The sequence below is a fragment of the Romboutsia sp. 1001713B170131_170501_G6 genome, assembly GCF_015668195.1.
In the GTDB taxonomy this organism is placed as follows: domain Bacteria; phylum Bacillota; class Clostridia; order Peptostreptococcales; family Peptostreptococcaceae; genus Romboutsia_C.
The window spans coordinates 933,743-955,261 of sequence record NZ_JADPFC010000001.1 but is presented as its reverse complement, the minus strand read 5'-3'; the positions used below and the strand labels follow the sequence as shown (position 1 = coordinate 955,261).

The 21,519-nt window shown below is 26.4% G+C and carries 23 protein-coding genes and 1 riboswitch; of the genes, 5 read left to right on the top strand and 18 right to left on the bottom strand.

All coding sequences use genetic code 11. The features are described from left to right. Positions 1–11: 11 nt before the first annotated feature. Positions 12–848 (bottom strand): hypothetical protein, encoded by an 837-nt coding sequence (locus I4U89_RS04810; protein ID WP_195938845.1) that lies wholly within the window; start codon positions 846–848, stop codon positions 12–14. Positions 849–904: 56 nt separating this feature from the next. Beyond that, a complete protein-coding gene (locus tag I4U89_RS04805) occupies positions 905–3,094 on the bottom strand; it encodes a helix-turn-helix domain-containing protein (RefSeq protein WP_195938843.1) in 2,190 nt (729 codons plus the stop codon). A 553-nt stretch (positions 3,095–3,647) separates the two neighbouring features. On the opposite strand from I4U89_RS04805, the gene rluF reads away from it, so the two are divergent. After that, positions 3,648–4,352 carry a 23S rRNA pseudouridine(2604) synthase RluF gene (gene rluF, locus I4U89_RS04800; RefSeq protein ID WP_195938841.1) on the top strand — a complete coding sequence of 235 codons (705 nt, stop codon included), beginning with the start codon at positions 3,648–3,650 and terminating at the stop codon, positions 4,350–4,352. A 79-nt stretch (positions 4,353–4,431) separates the two neighbouring features. Then, positions 4,432–5,172, top strand: a complete 741-nt coding sequence (gene ymfI, locus I4U89_RS04795) for an elongation factor P 5-aminopentanone reductase (protein WP_195938839.1) — start codon at positions 4,432–4,434, stop codon at positions 5,170–5,172. An 81-nt stretch (positions 5,173–5,253) separates the two neighbouring features. Here ymfI and I4U89_RS04790 read toward each other — a convergent pair whose 3' ends face one another. From I4U89_RS04790 to I4U89_RS04740, 11 genes are all read right to left on the bottom strand, one after another. Further along, the gene (locus tag I4U89_RS04790) at positions 5,254–5,613 is read right to left on the bottom strand and encodes a hypothetical protein (RefSeq protein ID WP_195938837.1); all 360 of its coding nucleotides are present in this window, start codon (positions 5,611–5,613) and stop codon (positions 5,254–5,256) included. Positions 5,614–5,691: 78 nt separating this feature from the next. Next, positions 5,692–6,396 carry a glucosaminidase domain-containing protein gene (locus tag I4U89_RS04785; RefSeq protein ID WP_195938835.1) on the bottom strand — a complete coding sequence of 235 codons (705 nt, stop codon included), beginning with the start codon at positions 6,394–6,396 and terminating at the stop codon, positions 5,692–5,694. A gap of 193 nt (positions 6,397–6,589) precedes the next feature. Then, on the bottom strand, positions 6,590–7,831 hold the full coding sequence (locus tag I4U89_RS04780) for a peptidase U32 family protein (RefSeq protein WP_195938833.1): 1,242 nt from the start codon (positions 7,829–7,831) through the stop codon (positions 6,590–6,592). A 179-nt stretch (positions 7,832–8,010) separates the two neighbouring features. Beyond that, complete coding sequence (gene proC, locus I4U89_RS04775; RefSeq protein WP_195938831.1) at positions 8,011–8,832, bottom strand: pyrroline-5-carboxylate reductase; 822 nt, start codon at positions 8,830–8,832, stop codon at positions 8,011–8,013. Between the two features lie 164 nt (positions 8,833–8,996). After that, positions 8,997–9,890 (bottom strand): HD domain-containing protein, encoded by an 894-nt coding sequence (locus I4U89_RS04770; RefSeq protein WP_195938829.1) that lies wholly within the window; start codon positions 9,888–9,890, stop codon positions 8,997–8,999. Positions 9,891–9,930: 40 nt separating this feature from the next. Continuing rightward, positions 9,931–11,901 carry a [FeFe] hydrogenase, group A gene (locus tag I4U89_RS04765; protein ID WP_195938827.1) on the bottom strand — a complete coding sequence of 657 codons (1,971 nt, stop codon included), beginning with the start codon at positions 11,899–11,901 and terminating at the stop codon, positions 9,931–9,933. A gap of 107 nt (positions 11,902–12,008) precedes the next feature. Then, the gene (locus I4U89_RS04760; protein ID WP_195938825.1) at positions 12,009–12,149 is read right to left on the bottom strand and encodes a hypothetical protein; all 141 of its coding nucleotides are present in this window, start codon (positions 12,147–12,149) and stop codon (positions 12,009–12,011) included. Between the two features lie 148 nt (positions 12,150–12,297). Then, positions 12,298–12,969, bottom strand: coding sequence for a response regulator transcription factor (locus I4U89_RS04755; protein ID WP_195938823.1), 672 nt, complete (start codon positions 12,967–12,969; stop codon positions 12,298–12,300). 19 nt (positions 12,970–12,988) lie between these two features. Beyond that, on the bottom strand, positions 12,989–13,264 hold the full coding sequence (locus I4U89_RS04750; protein ID WP_195938821.1) for a hypothetical protein: 276 nt from the start codon (positions 13,262–13,264) through the stop codon (positions 12,989–12,991). A gap of 79 nt (positions 13,265–13,343) precedes the next feature. Continuing rightward, positions 13,344–14,279, bottom strand: coding sequence for a dipeptidase (locus tag I4U89_RS04745; protein ID WP_195938819.1), 936 nt, complete (start codon positions 14,277–14,279; stop codon positions 13,344–13,346). A gap of 90 nt (positions 14,280–14,369) precedes the next feature. Continuing rightward, on the bottom strand, positions 14,370–15,185 hold the full coding sequence (locus I4U89_RS04740) for an Mrp/NBP35 family ATP-binding protein (protein ID WP_195938818.1): 816 nt from the start codon (positions 15,183–15,185) through the stop codon (positions 14,370–14,372). Positions 15,186–15,432: 247 nt separating this feature from the next. Here I4U89_RS04740 and I4U89_RS04735 point away from each other — a divergent pair, with 247 nt between their 5' ends. Next, positions 15,433–16,257, top strand: coding sequence for a thermonuclease family protein (locus tag I4U89_RS04735; protein ID WP_195938816.1), 825 nt, complete (start codon positions 15,433–15,435; stop codon positions 16,255–16,257). Positions 16,258–16,380: 123 nt separating this feature from the next. On the opposite strand, the gene I4U89_RS04730 is transcribed toward I4U89_RS04735, so the two are convergent. Continuing rightward, on the bottom strand, positions 16,381–16,545 hold the full coding sequence (locus tag I4U89_RS04730) for a hypothetical protein (protein WP_195938815.1): 165 nt from the start codon (positions 16,543–16,545) through the stop codon (positions 16,381–16,383). A 52-nt stretch (positions 16,546–16,597) separates the two neighbouring features. Further along, a complete protein-coding gene (locus I4U89_RS04725; RefSeq protein ID WP_195938813.1) occupies positions 16,598–17,845 on the bottom strand; it encodes a chloride channel protein in 1,248 nt (415 codons plus the stop codon). A gap of 182 nt (positions 17,846–18,027) precedes the next feature. On the opposite strand from I4U89_RS04725, the gene I4U89_RS04720 reads away from it, so the two are divergent. Then, positions 18,028–18,186 carry a hypothetical protein gene (locus tag I4U89_RS04720; RefSeq protein ID WP_195938811.1) on the top strand — a complete coding sequence of 53 codons (159 nt, stop codon included), beginning with the start codon at positions 18,028–18,030 and terminating at the stop codon, positions 18,184–18,186. A 43-nt stretch (positions 18,187–18,229) separates the two neighbouring features. Here I4U89_RS04720 and I4U89_RS04715 read toward each other — a convergent pair whose 3' ends face one another. Further along, the gene (locus tag I4U89_RS04715) at positions 18,230–18,850 is read right to left on the bottom strand and encodes an HAD family hydrolase (protein ID WP_195938809.1); all 621 of its coding nucleotides are present in this window, start codon (positions 18,848–18,850) and stop codon (positions 18,230–18,232) included. Between the two features lie 60 nt (positions 18,851–18,910). Then, positions 18,911–19,222 (bottom strand): hypothetical protein, encoded by a 312-nt coding sequence (locus I4U89_RS04710; protein ID WP_195938807.1) that lies wholly within the window; start codon positions 19,220–19,222, stop codon positions 18,911–18,913. A gap of 273 nt (positions 19,223–19,495) precedes the next feature. Here I4U89_RS04710 and I4U89_RS04705 point away from each other — a divergent pair, with 273 nt between their 5' ends. After that, positions 19,496–20,125 (top strand): peptidylprolyl isomerase, encoded by a 630-nt coding sequence (locus tag I4U89_RS04705; RefSeq protein WP_195938805.1) that lies wholly within the window; start codon positions 19,496–19,498, stop codon positions 20,123–20,125. A 141-nt stretch (positions 20,126–20,266) separates the two neighbouring features. Here the strand turns inward: I4U89_RS04705 and add are convergent, their stop codons facing one another. Beyond that, positions 20,267–21,253 (bottom strand): adenosine deaminase, encoded by a 987-nt coding sequence (add, locus tag I4U89_RS04700; RefSeq protein WP_195938803.1) that lies wholly within the window; start codon positions 21,251–21,253, stop codon positions 20,267–20,269. A gap of 81 nt (positions 21,254–21,334) precedes the next feature. Beyond that, positions 21,335–21,434, bottom strand: a riboswitch (purine riboswitch). Between the last annotated feature and the right edge of the window lie 85 nt (positions 21,435–21,519).

Here is a 21,519-nt window from a genome sequence, read left to right as displayed (position 1 = left end):
AAATATACCACCTACTTTATTTTTGTAGTCTGAATAGACCATTCTGTCAGTTTAAATTTTAGTTCATCACTGACTTCTTGAAAAATTAGTGCATAAACATGATTATAGTATATTAAAGTTTCGTTAAATAACTTACTTGAATCATAAGGAAATAATTTACTTACTACTAACGCCTTTAAATTTGATTCTGTATCTTTATACAATGATTTTTTCTTTGTAAAACTATCAAATGCTTCTTTAAAACTTTTAACAGCTTTTTTATTCATTTCTAATAATATATTTTTATTTAATTCTTCCATTTTACTAGAAATCGTATTAGAATAGTGTTTCGTAAGCGTTTCATAAATTTCATTTTGTTCTAAAGTAAAATAATCTTTATTTAAGCAATTCTCAATTTCTACAACTTTAGCTAATAATTTGTCCATCTCTAGCTGTGTTTTTGCATTTGATATTCCTAACTTGATATTTGATAATTTATCTAATAACTTAGTATTTTCATTTTGAATCTTTATCTCATTTTTAGAGTAAAATTTATCTTCTTCACTACAAATATTATTAAAGGTTTCTTGCAATATCATTTTTGTATTTTTAATTGTGTTCAATGTTTCTTCATTCATTTCTACAGACTCTGAGAAAACAGCTAACGCATTATTACATTCATAGATATATTGTTTTCTATCATTAAAATCAATATCTAATTGAGCTAATGTTAATGCACTTTCAATATAATTACTAAAATATATCTCATTTGAAGTATCTTTACTAAAATAATTTTTTATTACTGTATATGCATCAAATACATTATTTTTTTCTTTTAAGTATTTATAAAAACTATTATTTATATCCATCATATACCTCTATACATTTAATTTAATTTTATTAATTATATTTCTATAGACCATCGTTAACTTTTTACTAAAGGCATGTTCATAAAAAAATCTAATCCATCCCTAGCATCTTTTAAATTATTTTCTAATTGTGATAAATTTTCTTCATCTGCTAAATTTTCATACTCATTTATTTTCTTATTCCATTCATCTTCTATATGCTTAACAGATAACTCAAATGCTTTTTTAGTATCATTCCAATATTTATCAACTTCTGAAAATATCTTTGTTATATATTCTTCTGATTTGTATGAATTGATTATCGCCTCACATAAATCTTTCTTCCATGAAAAAATCCTCAAAGCGGATATTACAGCCGCTATTACAGCCCCTACCGCAATAGTTATAACACCACCAAATGCTATTATAGAACCTAAACCTGCATAAGCCCCCAATGATGTCACTATCATTGATGTAAATGATGTTGTTAGCCAAATCCCTGCGGCACCTGCTACACCAATACTTGCTATACTTGTAGCAAATAATGTTACTGTATCAAAGTTTAAGTCAATATCTTTTTCTAAACCTAAATTTAGTAACTTCTTAAATCTATTATCATACTCTTTTAAATATTCATCTAGAATTTTAGAAAAATCATTGGACTTATTTTCTATAACAAGTTGTATTCTATCCTTTAATATTTTTGATACTAGTGAGCTAAATTGCTCTTTATCACTTTTATTATTTTTATAATTATTTTTATCTATTAATGTTATCAAACTTTCTACATTCATAAATTCATCATAAATAGTTTGTATTTCTTGTTTTGTTGAAGTATTAAGATTAGTAATTTCAAAAAAGACTTTTTTATTTGATTCATCTTGTTGTGACTTTCTCAATGGCTCATTTTCTTTAATCGCTGTTAGTAATTTAATATATTTTTCTCTTTCTTCCATTATTAATTTATATTCATTAATCTTAGATTTAATAGTTTCTATTGAACTGCCATAAATAGCACCTAGCTTTTGTGAAAAATCTTTATAGATACTTTGTGATAATTTTTCTGCTGTTTTTTGAAATGATTTATTAAATCTCTCACATAACCTTGTTATATCTCTTTCGTATGTAAAAAATCTTGCTCTAATGTCCTTGTTTGTGTAATCATATCCTGTTATTTTGCTTCTTTTATAAAGTAATGATTTTTCCCCATTTTCTTCAGATGCTATTCGTAATAATTTACAGAACGCATTACATCTTCTATCTAGTATTTCTTGTAACTCCTTAAAGTTGCCATTACCTACTGCTTTACTTTGTGATGCTATAATAAATAAGTTTTCTAATTTATCTAAATCATTTACCCCTTTTCTTTCAATAGGTCTTAAAGCGTCTAAGCATAAGTTTAAGTAATCTAAGTCCCTATCCTGTAAAAAACCATTCGATCTACTTAAGTAAATAAGAATATCCGTTTCATTTTCTTGTGTATTAAATTTATGTAACGCATCATCTTCTAAATTAGCTGCAAATCCTGGTAAATCCAATATATCACAAGTTTCAAGCAAATCACTTTCTATAAATGTAACTGCTGAAAATGCTTCTTTATTTCTATTATTTTCTGATTGATGAGTACCATAAGTTTGTAGCAAAGAATAATCACCTTTGCCTACCAAAAACTTTTTACAATATACTTCATCATTTAACTTTTCATCTGACCAAAATTCATTATTATTTTTCCCAAAAATCCATACATTATCTTTTATAAACTCTGGCCTATCGTTTATATGTTTAATATGAACTACAATTGAAGTTGTTGGAGTCCATTTTGCAGGCATTTTTTCAGATCCTATTAATGCATTAATTAAAGTACTTTTTCCTACATCTGACTGACCTGCAAATGAAATTTTAGGTTTTCTTAGGGTGCTAATACAATTTTTTACTCTTTCTAATTCTGTTTTACAAGTAGTCTCATTAATATTCTCAATACCTTCTTTTATATATTCAAGTAGACTAGTTTGAGTTATTCTCGAAGGTTTCCATGTATTTCTAGGACTTATTTTTGTTTTAAAAAACTTTTCTTTACTATCATCTATCTGAATATCTTTAGGTTGTAAATCAGTTATACGTATAATTGTTATAAGTTGTTCTGCGGGTAATTTTAATTCTCCCTTCTCATATTTTGACAATTCATCTAATGTCCAATTCATTTCTCTAGCAAACTCTTCTCTTGAATATCCTATCTGTTCTAATATTCTATTGGTATTTAGCGCCATATTAGTTTCTCCTCATAATTTTTATATAATATCAAATATATTTATTTTATATGATATATATATATATATAATTTATGAACTCTCTCTCTAATAAAAATAACCCTATAACATATATTGAATGTAATAGAGTTATTTTTATTAATTTTAAACTTTTCTATATAATAAAACAAAATATTTAACCTATGTTTAATTTCATGGATTACAATTAAATTTTATAAATTGTTATATTTTTCGTTAATTTTATTAGATCATCTTGATATATTTTTTATAATATATCTCCATTATTTAATATAAAATATCATAAAATTATTTTGAATTATATAACAATTGCGAACTTATAAATATTATTTATCATAAAGTTAACTAACATATATAAAATTTAATATTTACTCTAAATATTTCTTTAACTTCTGGTAAGAAACATCTTTTTTTTAAATTTACAAACCAAACACACTTAAGTCATCATTTACACCTTGATTAACATATGCAACTGTAATATACTTTAAAAGTATTATTTAAGATGTTTTACAATTAAGAAACAAAGGAGAACGATATGAGGCTAAACAATTACATTAGCTCTACTGGAATGTGTTCTAGAAGAGAAGCTGATAAATTAATACAACAAGGAAAAGTTTCTATAAATGGAAAAATAGCCAAAATAGGTCAGTCTGTTGAGGTTAATGATATTGTAAAGGTTAATGGAAAAAGAATTATTCCTAAAAAAAATAATGTATATATAGCATTAAATAAGCCTGTTGGAATAACATGTACAACAGAACGTCATGTTAAAGGTAATATAATTGATTATATAAACTATCCAGAAAGAATATTTCCTATTGGAAGGCTTGATAAGCCATCAGAAGGATTAATACTTTTAACAAATGATGGATCTATCGTAAATAAAATATTAAGGTCTGAAAATAACCATGAAAAAGAATATGTTGTTACAGTTGATAAAAATATAAATCAAAAATTTATAGAAAAAATGAGTTCTGGGGTTAAAATATTTAATCCCGTTAATAATAAATGGGTTGTAACTAAAAAATGTCATGTTAATAAGATAAATGATCGTACATTTAAAATAATATTATCTCAAGGATTAAATAGACAAATACGTAGAATGTGTGAAGTATTTGGATATAATGTTATAAAATTAAAAAGAGTAAGGATAATGGATTTAACATTAAAGGGAATACCCACTGGAAAATGGAGAAAACTAACAAGCAAAGAAATGGATAATATTTTACAAAAGCTATAAAGTGTAGGTATATGTATTTTATAATTATATAAAATTTTTTTACTTTATAAAACAGATTTAAGAAAGGTCAAAACTAAATATGAGTAAGAAAACAGTATTAATAACAGGTGCCTCTCGAGGCATCGGTCGCGAAATGGCAAAAGTATTTGCAGAAAATGAATATAATGTATTAATTAATTATAATAAATCAGAAAAAGAAGCTAATGAACTTTACGATGAACTAATATCAAAAGGGTATTCAGTAGTTTTATATAAGGCAGATATATCAAATCCTTTAGAAGCAGATGCAATGGTTAAGTTTTGTATCGGTAATTTTGAAAAAATTGATGTACTTATAAATAATGCTGGTATAACTGATTATAAGATGTTTACAGATACAACTAATGAAGATTGGAATAATATGATAAATACAAATTTAAATAGTGTTTTTTATACTACTAAATCTGCGGTAAAGTATATGTTATATGAGCATAGCGGTAAAATAATAAATATATCTTCTATATGGGGAATGGTTGGAGCATCATATGAAGTAGCATATTCTACATCGAAAGCTGCACTCATAGGTATGACAAAAGCTCTAGCAAAAGAATTAGGGCCTTCTAATATTCAAGTTAATGCTATAGCACCTGGAATTATACAAACAGATATGTTAAATGATATACATGAAGATGTTATTGAAGATCTAAAAAATGAAACTCCATTGTTAAGACTGGGTACTCCTCTAGATATAGCTAATTTAGCTTTATTTTTAGCTAGTGAAAAATCAAATTTTATAACAGGTCAAGTTATAAGCTCTAATGGTGGATTTGTAATAAATTAGATGTGTTCTATGTAAAATACTTATTTATAATAATAATTAATATAAAGTATTTTACATAGATTTTTTTAACTTTAAATTAATTTATTTTAGGAAACCAGCATCTTGATTTGTCATGACTTCTTTTGAAAAGCATAATGGACATGTTATTTCTTCACTTGTATAATCTATAGTATAAATACTTCCACAAATAGCACACCTAAATTTACAAATAGTATTTACTTTTTCCTTTGTCACACATTGAGTTATTTTTATAGGAATATCTTCAATAATAGCTATTGTTACTTTTCTTCTAATATCTAATATTAATTGTGAAATTTCATTTAAAGATAAATTAAATTGCTTAGAGCATTTTTTTAAATCAAATTGTTCTAAATTTATAAGCTTTAATATATCTAATTCTCTAGATGTTATCTCTATATACTCAACCTTTTTATGTTGCATAAATCATCCTCCCATCTATAAATATATAATATCTTATGATTAATATATATTATTATAAGCTAATACATTAGATATATTTTATTCATTTACGTAAAGTTCTTTATATACATCTAAGAATCCAGAAGCTAATTTATCTACCTTTACTTCCCATTCCTTATTTTTTCCTTCATCAGGACAATAATGTATCTGTACATCATCTACAGATACCCCTTCATAATAAATAGCTCCTTTTGTAAGGTAGTTATTAGCAAGATGCTTAGCTGTATATATGACTGATTCATATTGAGTAGAAAATAACTTTCCCTTTGATTCATCTGTATAGACCTCAAATCCTGTTAAATTATTATCTTCAACAGCTCTCCTTGATGTAGCAAATCCACTTTCAAGAGCTACTATAGCAGCCATTGTAAATGCATTTACACCATAAAGTTCCTCGGCATCAACAAATGCCTTAGAAAGATGAGTCATACTAGATGCACCTTTATAATTTTTAAATACATTTTCAAGTTCTTCTTTTTTTACTCCACTTTCGATAGTAATATCTTCTCTTTTATAGACAATATTTGAGACTCTATCTTTTTCTATGTTTTTTACATTTTCTTTACTTAATTTTTCTTTAGTACTAGATAGAACATAGCTCTTTATTTTAATATTTTCGTTAACTTTTTCATTTGATGAGTTTGTATTTTTTGTAATAAATGTTGTTTTATTTGATGAAAATATAAATATTATAAATGAAACTATAAGTATATATATCACAATAGACTTTTTAATAAATTTCATACTATTTTTCTCCTTATTGAAAAATAAATATTGTTTTAGTATATATTCAACTATATAATTTACATTCCCTTTATATAATTTAATACAAAATTTTACTATATACTCCATCTTTAATCTTAAATATATGTTTTTTAATAAAATGTAAATAAAAAGTCCTAATAAATTAATACTAGGACTTTTTATTTACATTTTATTAAATTGTTTTTATATTTACAATTGGTTTTCTTAACATATAATCCTTGTCTACTTTAACATCTAACTTCATTTTAACAATTTGTCTTGCATGTGGAGCAGATTCTATTTCTTCACCATCTTCATTATACATTTCAAGAATTGTCGCATCCATTGTTTCTTTAAATGGTCCTATAACCTCTATTTTATCTAATACATTCATTTTATTTCTTTGTTCTACTATATAAAGGCCAGTTTCTTCTTCATAATCTCTGACTATTCCGATAAAGTCGTAATTTCTTATATATGAAGCTGATTCATAGTTGTGTGCTTTTTCACTTGGTCTATCAATATAAAATCCAGTACTATAATCTCTATGACTTCCCTTTTTAAGTTCTTCCAGCCACATAGGGTTAAATTTCCACTCCTTAGGGTTTTTATAGTACTCATCAAGTGCCATTCTATATGCTCTAACAGTAGTAGCTACATAATACGCCGTTTTCATTCTACCTTCTATTTTTAAACTTGTTATACCACTTTCGATTATTTGTGGTATATACTCTATCATACATAAATCTTTTGAATTAAAGAAGAATGAAGAATCTATCTCATCTGCAACTTTTTCATACTGACCAGGATTAACTTCATCAACTAAAGTATATTTCCATCTACAAGGTTGAGCACAAGCACCTCTGTTTGCATCTCTTCCTGTTGTATAATTACTTATAACACATTTTCCTGAATAAGACATACACATAGCTCCATGAACAAAAGCTTCTATATCCATATCTTCAGCTGCATTGTCTCTTATTTCTTTTATTTCCTTAAATGATAATTCTCTAGCCATAACTACTCTTTTGGCGCCTTCTTTATACCAAAAGTTTGATGCTAATGAATTCGTTGTACTAGCTTGAGTACTAATGTGTATCTCCATGTTAGGTATTGTTTCCTTAACGATAGTAAATATACCAGGATCACTTACAATAACTGCATCTACATTTATTCTATCTAATTCTAATAAGTATGCTTTTAATTGGTCTAACTCTTCATTTCTTGGTATTATATTTATTGTAACGAAAACTTTCTTTCCTCTTTCATGTGCAAATTCTACACCTTCAGCCATTTGCTCTATAGTAAAGTTTTTAGCAGCCGATCTCATACCAAATATTTCTCCACCAAGATAAACAGCATCTGCACCATAAGTAAAAGCTATTTTTAATCTTTCTAAGTCACCTGCTGGTGCTAGTAATTCTACTTTCTTCATATATGTCTCCTTAATCTTTTATATCTTTATTTTAATTAAACTAATTTATATTTATTATAAAATAATTATAATGGGTATTTAAACGCTGTAGTTCTTCTTTATTCTACATATTTTACCCAAATATAAATTTATAAAACTTGTATTAATATTTTATACAACTATTCATTATACATTATAATTTATTTTTTAGAAAGGTCAGCATTGCTCATTTTTTTTGACTTATCAATACAATTATCTATTGCTTTTATTATAGACTTCCTAAAACCTTCTTCTTCTAAAGCTTTTACAGCTTCTATAGTAGTTCCTCCTGGAGAACATACCATGTCTTTTAATTCACCTGGATGAATATTAGTTTCTAGTACCATCTTAGCAGCTCCCATAACAGCCTGAGATGTAAATTTATAAGCCATATCCCTTGACATACCATGAGATACACATGAGTCCGCCATAGCCTCTATAAACATAAATACATATGCAGGAGATGAACCACTAGCTCCTATAACAGCATGTATTAAATTTTCATCTACTACTTCACTTTTTCCAAATGAATCAAAAATACTTTTTATATCTCTTAAATCTTGATCTGATATATTTTTATTTTTGCAAAGTGCACTCATACCTTCGTTTACAAGTGCTGGAGTATTTGGCATAGTTCTTATTATTTTTTTATCATCACCTATTATGCTTTCTATAGAATCTATAGTTTTTCCAGCTGCAATAGTTACTATTATTTTATTACCTATTACATCTTTAATATCATTAAGTACTATATCATATATATTAGGTTTTACAGCAATAACAATTATATCTGACTTTAACACAACTTCTCTTGAATCTTTTGTTGTATTTATATTAAATTTATTTTTTGCATTAATTAAAGTATTTTCACTTAAAGCTGATGCATATATATTTTCAGTTTTAATAAGCTTTGAATTTATAATTCCTTTAATCATAGCTTTAGCCATATTACCACAACCGATAAATCCTATTTTTTTATTCATATCATTCTCCTTATATTTTTATTTATATATAAACAAGTATAACAAATCATTAATATTATTACATATAGATTACATAAAAAATAAAGTCACAAGTTTTACTCGTGACTTTATAATACTTTTTACCAATATTTCATATAGTTTTCACTTTTAGAATTATTTGTGTTTTATAGATAAAGCTTTGTTTCTATCCTTCTATCATACTCAGACCATTCATCATCACTTGTATTATCTTTTATTTGAACTATCTTACTCATAGTAGCATCAACTGAATCTGCATAATTTATTATAAATGACTCTTCCATATTAGCTGGCCTTGGAGAACCATATTCTAACTTACCATGATGTTGAGTTACACATCCTTTTATTCTTCTTATAAAGTCTTCACTAAATGTATAATCTATATTATCAAAAGCTCTATCTAACATCTGAACTCCAATTACTATATGTCCTTCTAATTCTCCTTGTAGAGTATACTTGAATGGACCATGGTATTCAAGTTCATATAATTTGCCTATATCATGAAGCTTAGCACTTAATATTGCTATTTCTTTTCTCTTGCAAGAATATCTTTCGCATAACACTTTTGTCAAGTACATTACATTTAAAGTATGTTCAGCAAGACCTCCTATATAATTGTGGTGCATAGATACTCCACCTATAGCTTCTTTAAATTTATTTAAAAATTCTTCATCTTTGAAAAAGTAATCGTTTAATAATTTACCTTCTGTAGATACTATATATTTTTTTGATATTTCTTCTATCTCATTTAGTATATTTTCTATAGGTTCTTTAGTTGTTGGTAAATAATCCTTAAGGTCATAATCCTTAATTTCATCAAATTCTTCTATATCCAAAATAGAATTCTTCTTACAATTTATAGATAAAACTTTACCTAATGGTACTCTGTAAGGAAGTTTAGCTTTAATATGACCACTTTTATCACTCATATTAAATACATATTTATTACCATCTCTATGAAGATACTTCATAACCATAAGAGAGGTCTTTATCTGTTCATTATTTTTAATATCTCTCAAAAATATTTTTTTATTACCCATAAAATTCACTCTTTCTTTAAAAGCTTATTTAAGTAAGTTTCTATTCTTCTTTACTTGCATCAGTGTTTTCATCTTTTCCTCTTTTTACCTTAACAAAGTATTCAGTATGAAGTAATTCATGAGCCTTATGACTCAATGGATGATCTAAGTGCTTATCGTAGATTGCTCTTACCTTAGGATTTTCTTTGGATACTCTAAGGTCTAATGATCTATCTATGGAATTTAAACCTTCAGCTCTTTGTTGAAGAGTTTCAAGTCTTTTTTTAGCTTTAGGTTGTCCACCTCCACCAACACATCCATAAGGACATGCCATTATTTCAATAGCATGGAAAAATTCTTCTTTATTTCTTATTTTATCAAGGAGTTTACCAGCCTCTCTTAAACCATAGGCAATACCTATTTTTAATGTTAAATCATTAATTTTAACCTCTGCAACCCTTAGGCCATCCCATCCTCTAAGAGATTCAAATTCAACTTTTTCTAGTTTTTTACCAGTCATATTTTCATAAAGAGTCCTAGTCGCAGATTCTATAACTCCTCCTGTTCTACCAAATATTATTCCTCCTCCTGTGTAGTCACCCATAACTGAATCAATAGGAGAATCCTCTATTTGACTTAAATCTATATTTGAATCTTTAAATAACGTCATTAACTCACTAGTTGTTATAACGTAATCAACGTCATAATTAAGATCACGTGAAAACTCTGCCCTTGAAGCTTCATATTTTTTTGCTATACAAGGCATTATAGAAACCAATGTTACCTGGTCTCTTTCTAACCCTTTTTCTTTCGCCCAAATATCTTTTGCAACAGTTGCAAACATCTGCATAGGTGACTTAGCAGATGATGGTACATCTAACATATCTGCATAATTTTGTTCTATAAATTTTACCCAAGCAGGACAACAAGATGTAAGCATTGGAAGTCTTACACTTTTATCACCTGAATAATATTTTTCTATTCTTTCTTGAAGCTCAGCAGCTTCCTCCATAATAGTTAAATCTGCAGCCCAAGTGGTATCGAATACATAATCTACACCAATCTGTCTAAGCGCCGATGATATTTTATTTTCTACATTAGTACCAGGTTCAAGTCCAAAAGCTTCACCTATTGCAACTCTAACAGCAGGTGCCATTTGGGTTATTACTAACTTATTTGGTGTAGCTAGATCTCTTAAAAATCTAAAAGTATTATTTCCTGTAGTTATAGCATTTACTGGACAAGCAGCTACACATTGTCCACAGTGAGTGCATCTTGTATAATCTATGTAATGTCTACTTTTTCTTTCGCCTTCAATACAATCAACTGGACAAACTCTTTTGCAAGCTCCACATCCTATACATTTTTTAGTTATAGATAGCTTTATAAGATGGTTGCACTGAAATGTATAACATCGGTGGCCTTCTATATGTTCTTTTATCTCATCATAAAACTTATCTATAATTTCTTCCATTATATTGTGTTTTTGATTTACTTTTTCTTTTACTGTACTTGCAAGTCTTCTTAGAAAGAAAATATCTCTCATATTAGCTCTACCTTTGCTGATTCTATCAAGTAATTTCCACATTCTTATTATCTCTTTTTTAGCAACTAAATAATTGTCTAAACTACCATCTTGCATCTTACCTAAAAGATAATCTATGTAAAATTTAGCATATTGTATTATACAGTCTTCGTCAGAAAGAATTATTATAGTTTGACTTGTATTTTTATCAAATAATTTAAAATCTAATTCTTGGTCTAAATTATCTTCAGTTATAAATCCACCAAATGGTATACCTAGCTGTGCTGCTTTAAATCCACTATCATTTAATAGCCCTCCTGCCATAGTTATTATTTCGGCAAGTGTTGCACCTTTAGGAACTTCTATTATACCTGGAGAATTAATTTTTCCAGAGATAGCAATTCTTCTTTTACATTCTTTTGTTAATTTTTTTAGTTCTTCTTCACTAAAAACACTAAATACAGAACCAAGGGAACTATGTATTATAGTTTGTCTTTCATTTGCCATGTCTGCACCTCTTATACAATTTTATAATTTACTATTTAATTTTTCCCTTAAGTTTTAATCTTATTCTTTAAAAAGATAAAATAAAAAACCTGATAGTTTCAGGTTTTTTATTTTATCTTTTCTATTAACTTTTTCAGTAAAATCTCCTTTATTTCATTATTTAGATTTATAGAATCTTGAGGTTTATTCTTTGAATTTTTTTGATTTATCTTTTTAGTCTTAGAATTTTTATTGTTTTTTTTAGACATTGTACCCTCCAATTTATAGTTTTCTTTTAGTATATATATATTCAAATTTACATATATAGTTACATAAAATAAAGTAATTTGTCGATTTTAATAAATATATCTAAAATAAAATGAAATAAAAAAGTACAACTAATTTAGCTGTACTTTTTTATTTCATTATATACCCTAGCCCTCTTCTAGTCTCTATATAATCCTTAAGACCTATTTCTTCTAATTTTTTTCTAAGCCTATTTATATTTACAGATAGTGTATTATCATCAACGTATAAGTCTGAATTCCACATATAGTTCATTAATTCTTCTCTAGTTACTATTTTCTCTTTATTTTTTATAAGATAAGATAATATCTTTATATCATTTTTACTAATTTCCAAAGAACCTGTAGACGATTTTACAGTTCCCTTTGATAGATTTAAACTTAAATCCTTGTATTCAAGAATATCCATATTTCCTGAATCATTGTAAACTCTTTTTAATACAGAACTTATACGTGCTAAAAGTATTTGTGTATTATAGGGTTTAGTTACAAAATCATCTGCACCTAAATTTATACTCATAAGTTCATCTACTTCATTATCTCTACTTGTAACTATTATTATTGGTATATTAGAAATCTTTCTTATCTCTCTACATATATAAAATCCATCATATATAGGTAAATTAATATCTAGTAATATCAAATGTGGTTTTTCATTTTCTACATCATTTATTATATTTTCAAACTTGTCTGATGCAAATACTTCATAACCATACCTATTAAGTAACGCTTTTAACTCTTCTCTTATAGTCTTTGAATCTTCTATAATCATTAGCTTTTTCATATTTTGTCTCCTTATATAACTACTTAACTTCAATTATATATACATTAGTCTGTGGTGGTATACTTAAGGTCATGATATTAGAATGATATGCGACTACAAAGTCTCCTATATTTAAATCTTTAACAGATATTTCATTATACTCATGATCTAGTATTAAAGTCTTATCAGAATATACAAGCCTTGTATAAGTGTATATATTACCGGGCTCTTCACCTATAGTTATAAATATATACTTACCATTTTCAATACTAGTTATATCAATTATAACTCCTTTTTTATAGCTAGCATATTTCATAATATACCTCCCAAAATTCATTTTAATGTATGATATTCTTTAGATTTATATTATGTTAATATATTCTCTTTAAAACTTTCTAGAGAACATCCTTTATAACTCTTAATGCATTTTTATACATCATTTTATCAATTTCATCTTCTTTAAATCCAGCTTTTTTTAGTGAGTTATAAAGTTTTTCCATTTCACCTATATCATAAACTTCGACTATATTTTCTATTCCATCAAAATCACTTCCTATAGAAATTACATCTATCCCACCAATATTTGCTATATGCTTTATATGATGTATTATATCATCTATTTTAGTTATAGAACTTTTTCCTGTAAAATAACTACAGAAATTTATTCCCATAACACCACCACTATTGGCTAATATTTTTATCATGTCATCACTTAGATTTCTAGTGACATTAGTTATACTTCTAGCATTTGAATGCGATGCTATAAATGGTTTTTTAGATATATTAGCTACATCATGAAACCCTCCATCATTTAAATGAGAGACATCTATTATCATATTAAGTTCATTCATGCATTCAACTACTTTTTTCCCAAATGATTTTAAAGGATTGTCACTAAAATCGTAATTATTATGAGGATAGCCTATTTCATTTTCATAATTCCAAGTTAATGTTATCAATCTAACACCTTTATCATGTATTTTATATAAATTATCTATATTTCCATTTATAGCTCCTCCTTCTTCGATTGAAAGAATTGCTGATATTTTATTATTATTAATATTAGATACTATATCCTGATAACTTGTTACTAGACCTATATACTCTCTATTTTTAATTATCTCTTTATTAAATTTTTCATACATGTCTTCAAATCTTTTATATGGATCTAACCTATATTTATTTAGATCAAAATATAATGCAAATACTTGTAAAATAGAATTTGATTTTCTTAATTTTTTTATGTCTACAGAAAAATTATTTTCATATAAATCTTTATCTGCTTCCATTAGTCTATCTATTGTATCGCAATGTAAATCTATAAGCTTCATAATAGTCATCTCCCTTATATTAATCATATATTAGATTATAGATTTAAAATAAAAATAAAGCTACTAATTTAGTAGCTTTATTTTTATTTATTATTTTATATTATTCACTATACCTGTCAGTATACTATCTAATTCCTTACTTATTTCATTTACTCCATTGTGAGTTATATTTACTATTTCTTTAGTCATAGGAAGTTCTCCAAGTAACTTTAAATTCATTTCACTCAAGAATTTTTCCGTTTCTTCTCCTTCAAATAACTTTATTTTTTTATCACAATCAGGGCATTGTATATAACTCATATTTTCAACTACACCTAATATATCAATATTTAGCATTTTGGCCATATTAACAGCTTTGGCAACTATCATTGATATCATATCTTGAGGAACTGATACCATTACTATTCCAGTTAAAGGAATAGACTGCATAACAGTTAATGCTACATCTCCTGTTCCTGGAGGCATATCTATTAATAAATAATCTAACTCTTCCCACATAACATCTCTATAAAATTGCTTTACAGTATTTCCTATTAATGGTCCTTTCCAAACTATTGGCTGGTTTTCATTATCTACCATATAATTTACAGACATTGTTTTTATATTTTCTTTAGTTATTACAGGGTATATATCTTTACCATTTGGAGATATAGCTCTCTCATTTGATACACCCATAAGTCTTGGAATACTAGGTCCTGTTATATCAGAATCAAGGATACCAACCTTATATCCCATTTTATTTAGTTTCTTAGCAAGTAGTGCTGTTATAGTTGATTTACCAACTCCACCTTTACCACTCATAACACCTATAATTTTTTTTATATTATTTTTTGGATTATTTTCTATATTACAAGTAGATTGGCTCTTACAACTTGATTTTGATGGACATGAACTACAATTTGACATTTGTATCCTCCTAAAAGTTTTAAATTATGTATAACTATATACCCATTATATCCTTATGTAATCATTTTTAGGCATAAACTTTAATTTTTATTATATATATTGCTTATTATATATATTAATTTTGATAATTTATCAAAAATACTTTAAAATTTCTATAAAACAAATTTCATCATTTTACTACAAAATAGTTGCATCAAATTCAAGATAAATAGTATTATATATAAAGTATGTAAAAGAGGTGAATAAAATGAAAATTTTAGAGAAACTAAAATATAAAAGAAGCTTATTATCTATTGTAATATCAATACCATTACTTTTTGTAGGATGTACTAGTAAAACATCTAATTCTAAAGTCTTAGATAGCCAGATTTCTAATCATAAGAGTAATGTAAGTCAAGATTTAGATGTAAATTCTAAAGATGTAATAAAAACTACTGTTGATAGAGTTGTGGATGGAGATACAGTTGAAATAATACTTCCTAATAATAAAGAAGTTGATACTAGATTATTATTAATAGATACTCCGGAAACTAAGCATCCAAATCTTGGTGTCCAAAAATATGGTCCTGAGGCTTCTGAATTTGCTAAATCATTGCTAAAAAAGGGTGATACTGTTTACTTTGAGCTTGATGGAAAAACCTCAACAGATAAATATGGAAGGTATCTTGGGTATCTATGGTATACTTGTCCTGAACACAAAAAATTAGAAATGTATAATGAAAGAGTTGTAGAAGAAGGATTGGCAAGAGTTGGTTATATATACAATCAAACTAAACATCTTGACTCACTAAATAAAACTCAAAATGAAGCTAAATCTAATAAGTTAAATATATGGTCAATTGATGGGTATGTAACTGATAAAGGATATGATATGTCTAAGGTAAATGAAAAAGAAAGTTCTGGGACTATAAATTCAAATGATAAAAATGTAGTATATGCTAATGGTGGTAATAGTAAGTCTAAATACTATCATAAATCAAGAACTTCTCATGGAATGAAGGGGGCTATAAAATTGACTGAAAAAGAAGCTTTAGATAAAGGTTATAGTCCATGTTCTAAATGCTTTAAATAAAAAGTTCTATTTACATATATATTTTAAATTTAATGTTATTTATTAGAGAATAAAATTAGGAAAAGTACTTACTAAAGTTATTTAACTTTGGCAAGTACTTTTTACTTTTATTTTACATGGATACTATTTAATTATTGTATATGTTCCATCACAGTCAGAGCATTTATAATCTGGTTCTTTATTTTCAGTAATTTGTACTGATACAGATTTACATTTATTACATTTTAACTTATAAATATTTCCTTGTTCTAAAAGTGAATCTATTAAAATATTGCCCTTTTTATTCATATTTTTCCCTACCTTTTAATTATATATATTTTTATGTTATCATATATTGTCTTTAAATGTATATATCTTCTTCATCTGGTTTAAATAATGAATTTTTCTGAGATGTATATATAGTACTTCTACCTGCAAACACATAACTTATTGCACAAACTATAAATAGATATTCCATATTCGAAGAACCAAATAGCTCTACACCCATTATAAATGATGATATAGGAGTTTTGGTTGCTCCAGCAAATACAGCTATCATACCCATACCTGCTAAAAATGAAATAGGTAACCCAACTATTCCAGCAAGTAAATTTCCAAGTGTAGCACCTATTACAAATAATGGAGTTACCTCACCACCTTGAAAACCTACAGCTAAAGTAAGTGAAGTTAATACTAGTTTTATTATAAATGAATCTTTAGAAACTACTGTTGTAAATGAATCACTTAGCAAATCCAAACTTAATCCTAAATATATTCTGGTTCCAAGTATTAATACAATAATTATAATTATTATTCCGCCTATAAAACTTTTTAAAGTTGAATTTGGTATTTTTTTGCTAAAAAATTTCTTTAATTCATGTGTAAGTTCTGCAAATAGTTTACTTGTAAGACCAAATAAAGCTGCACACAATATTACCTTAAAAAATACGTCAACACCACCTATAACCTCAACTACATTATAGTGACTGTGGTGAACATTAAGTAATTTAGCTATAAAGTTTCCAATATAACTTGATACAAAACATGGTATTATAGCTTCGTACCTCATTTTACCAATAGAGCTTACTTCAAGTCCAAATACAGTACCTGCTATAGGTGTTCCAAATACTACCCCAAAACCACTACTAACTCCACTTATTATTAATATTGTATAATCTAATCCTTTTAATTTTAGTATTCTACCTATCTTTGCTGAAATACTTGCACCTATTTGTACTCCAGTACCTTCTCTACCTGCTGATCCACCAAACAAATGAGTAACAAATGTTCCAAAAAATACCAATGGCGCCATCCTAAATGGTATATGACCTTGTCCTTCATTAATTCTTTCAATTATAAGGTTATTTCCCTTAGCTGAATCTCTTCCAAATTTAGCATATAAGTAACTTACTAATGCCCCTCCTAATGGAAGTAAATATAAAAGCCACGGATTAGATTTTCTTGTATTTGTTGCAAATTGTAAACAATTTAAAAATGAAGAGATTACTAATCCAACAACAGCACCAGATATAGATGCTAATACAAACCACCTTAAAAAGGAAATTAAGATCAATCGACTTTCTTTGATATGAACTCTAATTTGGTGCAATATTATCACCTCTTATTTTGTTAAATTTATATATTTATACTAACAATATAATACTCTTTTTGCTATGGAAGTCAATGTTTTTATTATTTTTTATAAATATGGTTTTATATATTTTTACAATAAATATTTTATAAATTATATAGACATACTAACTATAAAGATATGATAGGAGAAAAATTGTTATGAAGAAAAATACTAGACCAGAATTTAATTCAGATAGTAATGTTAAAATGACTAATACTACTAAAAAAAGATTAGAAGGAACTTGCCCTTCTTTTGAAAAAGAAGATTTAGGATGTAAGGATAAGAAAAATAAAAAGTATACTAATCAATTTAAATAATATAAAATAGATTATGGTTATATATCCATAATCTATTTTATCTTTATATAAGATTTAATATATCACTAGGTTCATTTAAACTTATAGTTGCATTTATATTTTTATCTACGGCTCCCCATAAAGCTAAAGCAAAGTCTACCTCACAACTCTTAGAACAATTATAGTCCGATATGGAGTCTCCTATATATAATGTATCATATGAATTTATATTTAACATTTCCATTACTTTTTTTAATGGTTCTGGGTGTGGCTTATGATATTTTGTATCTTCTTCTAATACTATAGCACTCATACACTCATGAAGTCCTGTAGGCATAAAGTCAACTTTATATTGAGACTTATTTTTTGAACTTACAATTCCACATATTATATTTTTAGAATGAATATGTTTTATAATATCTTCAATTCCATCATAAAGTGTTGCCTTTTTTTCATATTCATTTACATACTTAACCCACTTTTCATAAGATTTATCAATATTATTAAATCCTAATATCTCTAGAGTTTTCTTTCCTGGAAGACCCAAAGCAAATAAAAGGCTTTCATATGTCATATCTACTTCTTTTTCCTCTTTAATTAGCTTGATTAATGGATATATATTCATATTTGCTGTATTTAATATAGTACCATCAATATCAAATATTATATTTTTATATTTTTTCATTATCTTCCCCCCTTACCATTTTATAGTACCTTATTTTATATGTATTTTCTACATAGCATTTTAGTAGTCTAAGTTATTTAGATTATAACTTGCCAGTTCTTTTTTTAATATCTTTCCCAGTTCTTTAGTTATTATATTTTTAGATACAATTTCATCTACATTTTTTATTTTTAATGCATCTTTTTGATACTTATAGTTATTGATATGAGCTTCATATCTTTTATTTTTCATTTTGTCAGATATATATTTATTTATAGCTTTAGCATCTGTGTTGCTTAATACTTTTTCTTGTCTAAGTTTTTTTATACAGGTTCTCCATATAAATTCTGCTCTTTTTACTTTTTGTTGCTCTACAGTAAATTTGTACTCCATTATAGGTTCATTTGCATAAGAATTTATATTAACTGCTATAACTAAAAATAAAAATACTCTACAAAGTATTGATAGGCATTTTTGTATTTTTTCATGTTTTTACCTCTGTAATGTAAAAAGTATTTTTAACTTATATATAAATATATTTACATATTATATGTACTAATTTATATATAATGCTATAATAAAAATTTATATTAATTTTTTATTACAAAAAAATATATTTTTTATGCTATAATAAAACGACTAAAATTTAACTAGGATGGTGATTTTGTGGGAAATAAGACAAAGAAAGGTTTTATAGGAGCTTTAATTGCAGGTGCTTTAGCTTTAGTTGGATGTTCTTCAAATAGTGAAATTGATGATGAAGTCAGAACTCCACCTGAAAATCTTCCTATTGCTACTATAATATTTAAGGATTTTGGAACGGTTAGAGCTGAGCTATATCCTCATATAGCCCCAAATACAGTTAATAACTTTATACACTTAGCTAATAGTGGTTTTTATGATGGTTTAACTTTTCATAGAGTCATAAAAGATTTTATGATTCAAGGTGGAGACCCTGATGGAACTGGTATGGGTGGTCCTGGATATAGTATTTATGGAGAGTTTACTAAGAATAAGTTTAAAAATGATTTAAAGCATATTAAAGGAGTATTATCTATGGCTAGAAGTCAAAATAAAAATAGTGCTGGAAGTCAATTCTTTATAGTAACTAAAGATTCTCCTCATTTAGACGGACAATATGCTTCTTTTGGCAAGGTTATTGACGGTATAGATGTAGTTTCTAAAATAGAAAATATTGAGACTGGCAAAAATGATGCTCCTACTAGAAAGGTAATTATAGATTCAATTAAAGTAGATACATTTGGTACTACTTATGATGAACCTAAAAAAATGTAGTTATATTTGCTCGCTTTTTCGAATAAATGCCTAAACTATAATAAATTTTTGACCATAAATTATATTTTAATTTAATGATAAATCATTTTAAGCAAAAATCACCTCTTGAGTAATTTAACTTACTCAAGAGGTGATTTTTATTTATATAAAGCTTTTTAACCAATTTTTAATTTGTTCATCTGAAAATGTTGCTTCTACTGCATTTAAGTATATATTTTTATACTCTATTTCATTAATATTAAATTTATCAAAGATTAAATCTATCTCATTTGTTAGATCTATATTAGATACTGTTCTATTATCTGTATTTAACGTCACATATATTCCATCTTTGTAAAAATCATATAATGGATAATTATTAAAATCATCTATTGCTTTAGTTTGAATGTTGCTTGTTGGGCACATCTCAAGATATACTTTGTTTGATTTTACTAAATCATAGGCTTCTTTCATATCTTTTATTCTAACACCATGACCTATTCTTTTTGCTCCTAGTAAATTTATAGCATCTATAACATTTTGCCCACTTGCTGCTTCTCCTGCATGTATAGTTACATTATAGCCATATTCTCTAGCCTTATCTATTACAGGCTTAAACTTACTACAAAATCCTTCTTCTTCACATCCTGCTAAATCTATAGCCACTACTCCTTTGTTTATAAATTCTTTCCCAGATTCTACAACTTTAATACCATCCTCTACACTCATAGTTCTTAAACAAGATAATATTATATTACCTTTTATATCATATATCTTTTGAGCTTCTTTTATTCCATCTATTACACTTTGTATTACTTCTTTTACACTTAACCCCTTATTTATGTGTAATAGTGGTGCAAACCTAATTTCTATATATTTTACATTTTCTCTTTGTGCATCTTCTAAAAGTTCAAAAGCTATTTGCTTTAAGCTTGCTTTGCTTTGCATTACTTTATTTGGTAAGTCAAATTTCTCTAAATACTCATTAAGCGATGTGCAATCTTTTTTTATCATTACTAATTCTTTTATTTCATTTTCTTTATATGAAGGTATCTCTATATTTTCCCTCTTTGCTATATCTATTATTGTTTGTGGTCTAACACTCCCATCTAAGTGACAATGTAGTTCTATTTTGGGTAATTTCCTCATAATAAATCGCCTCCCTAATTTTCTATGTTTTTAATTTTTTATATAAAAAAATTCTTGATCACAAAGAAGCTTGCACACTAAAATCATGTAAAACTCCTTCGTAATCAAGAATTATCGGTTCTTGGTAGAAACTCCCAAACCATATCATTGGGATTATACGTAGATTCTCTAAATTATTTATTTCTAATGATTCTATTATCTTTTTGTAACATTGTCAATATATTTTTATATTAATAATCTATTTTTTTATGTAAAATAAAGTTAAT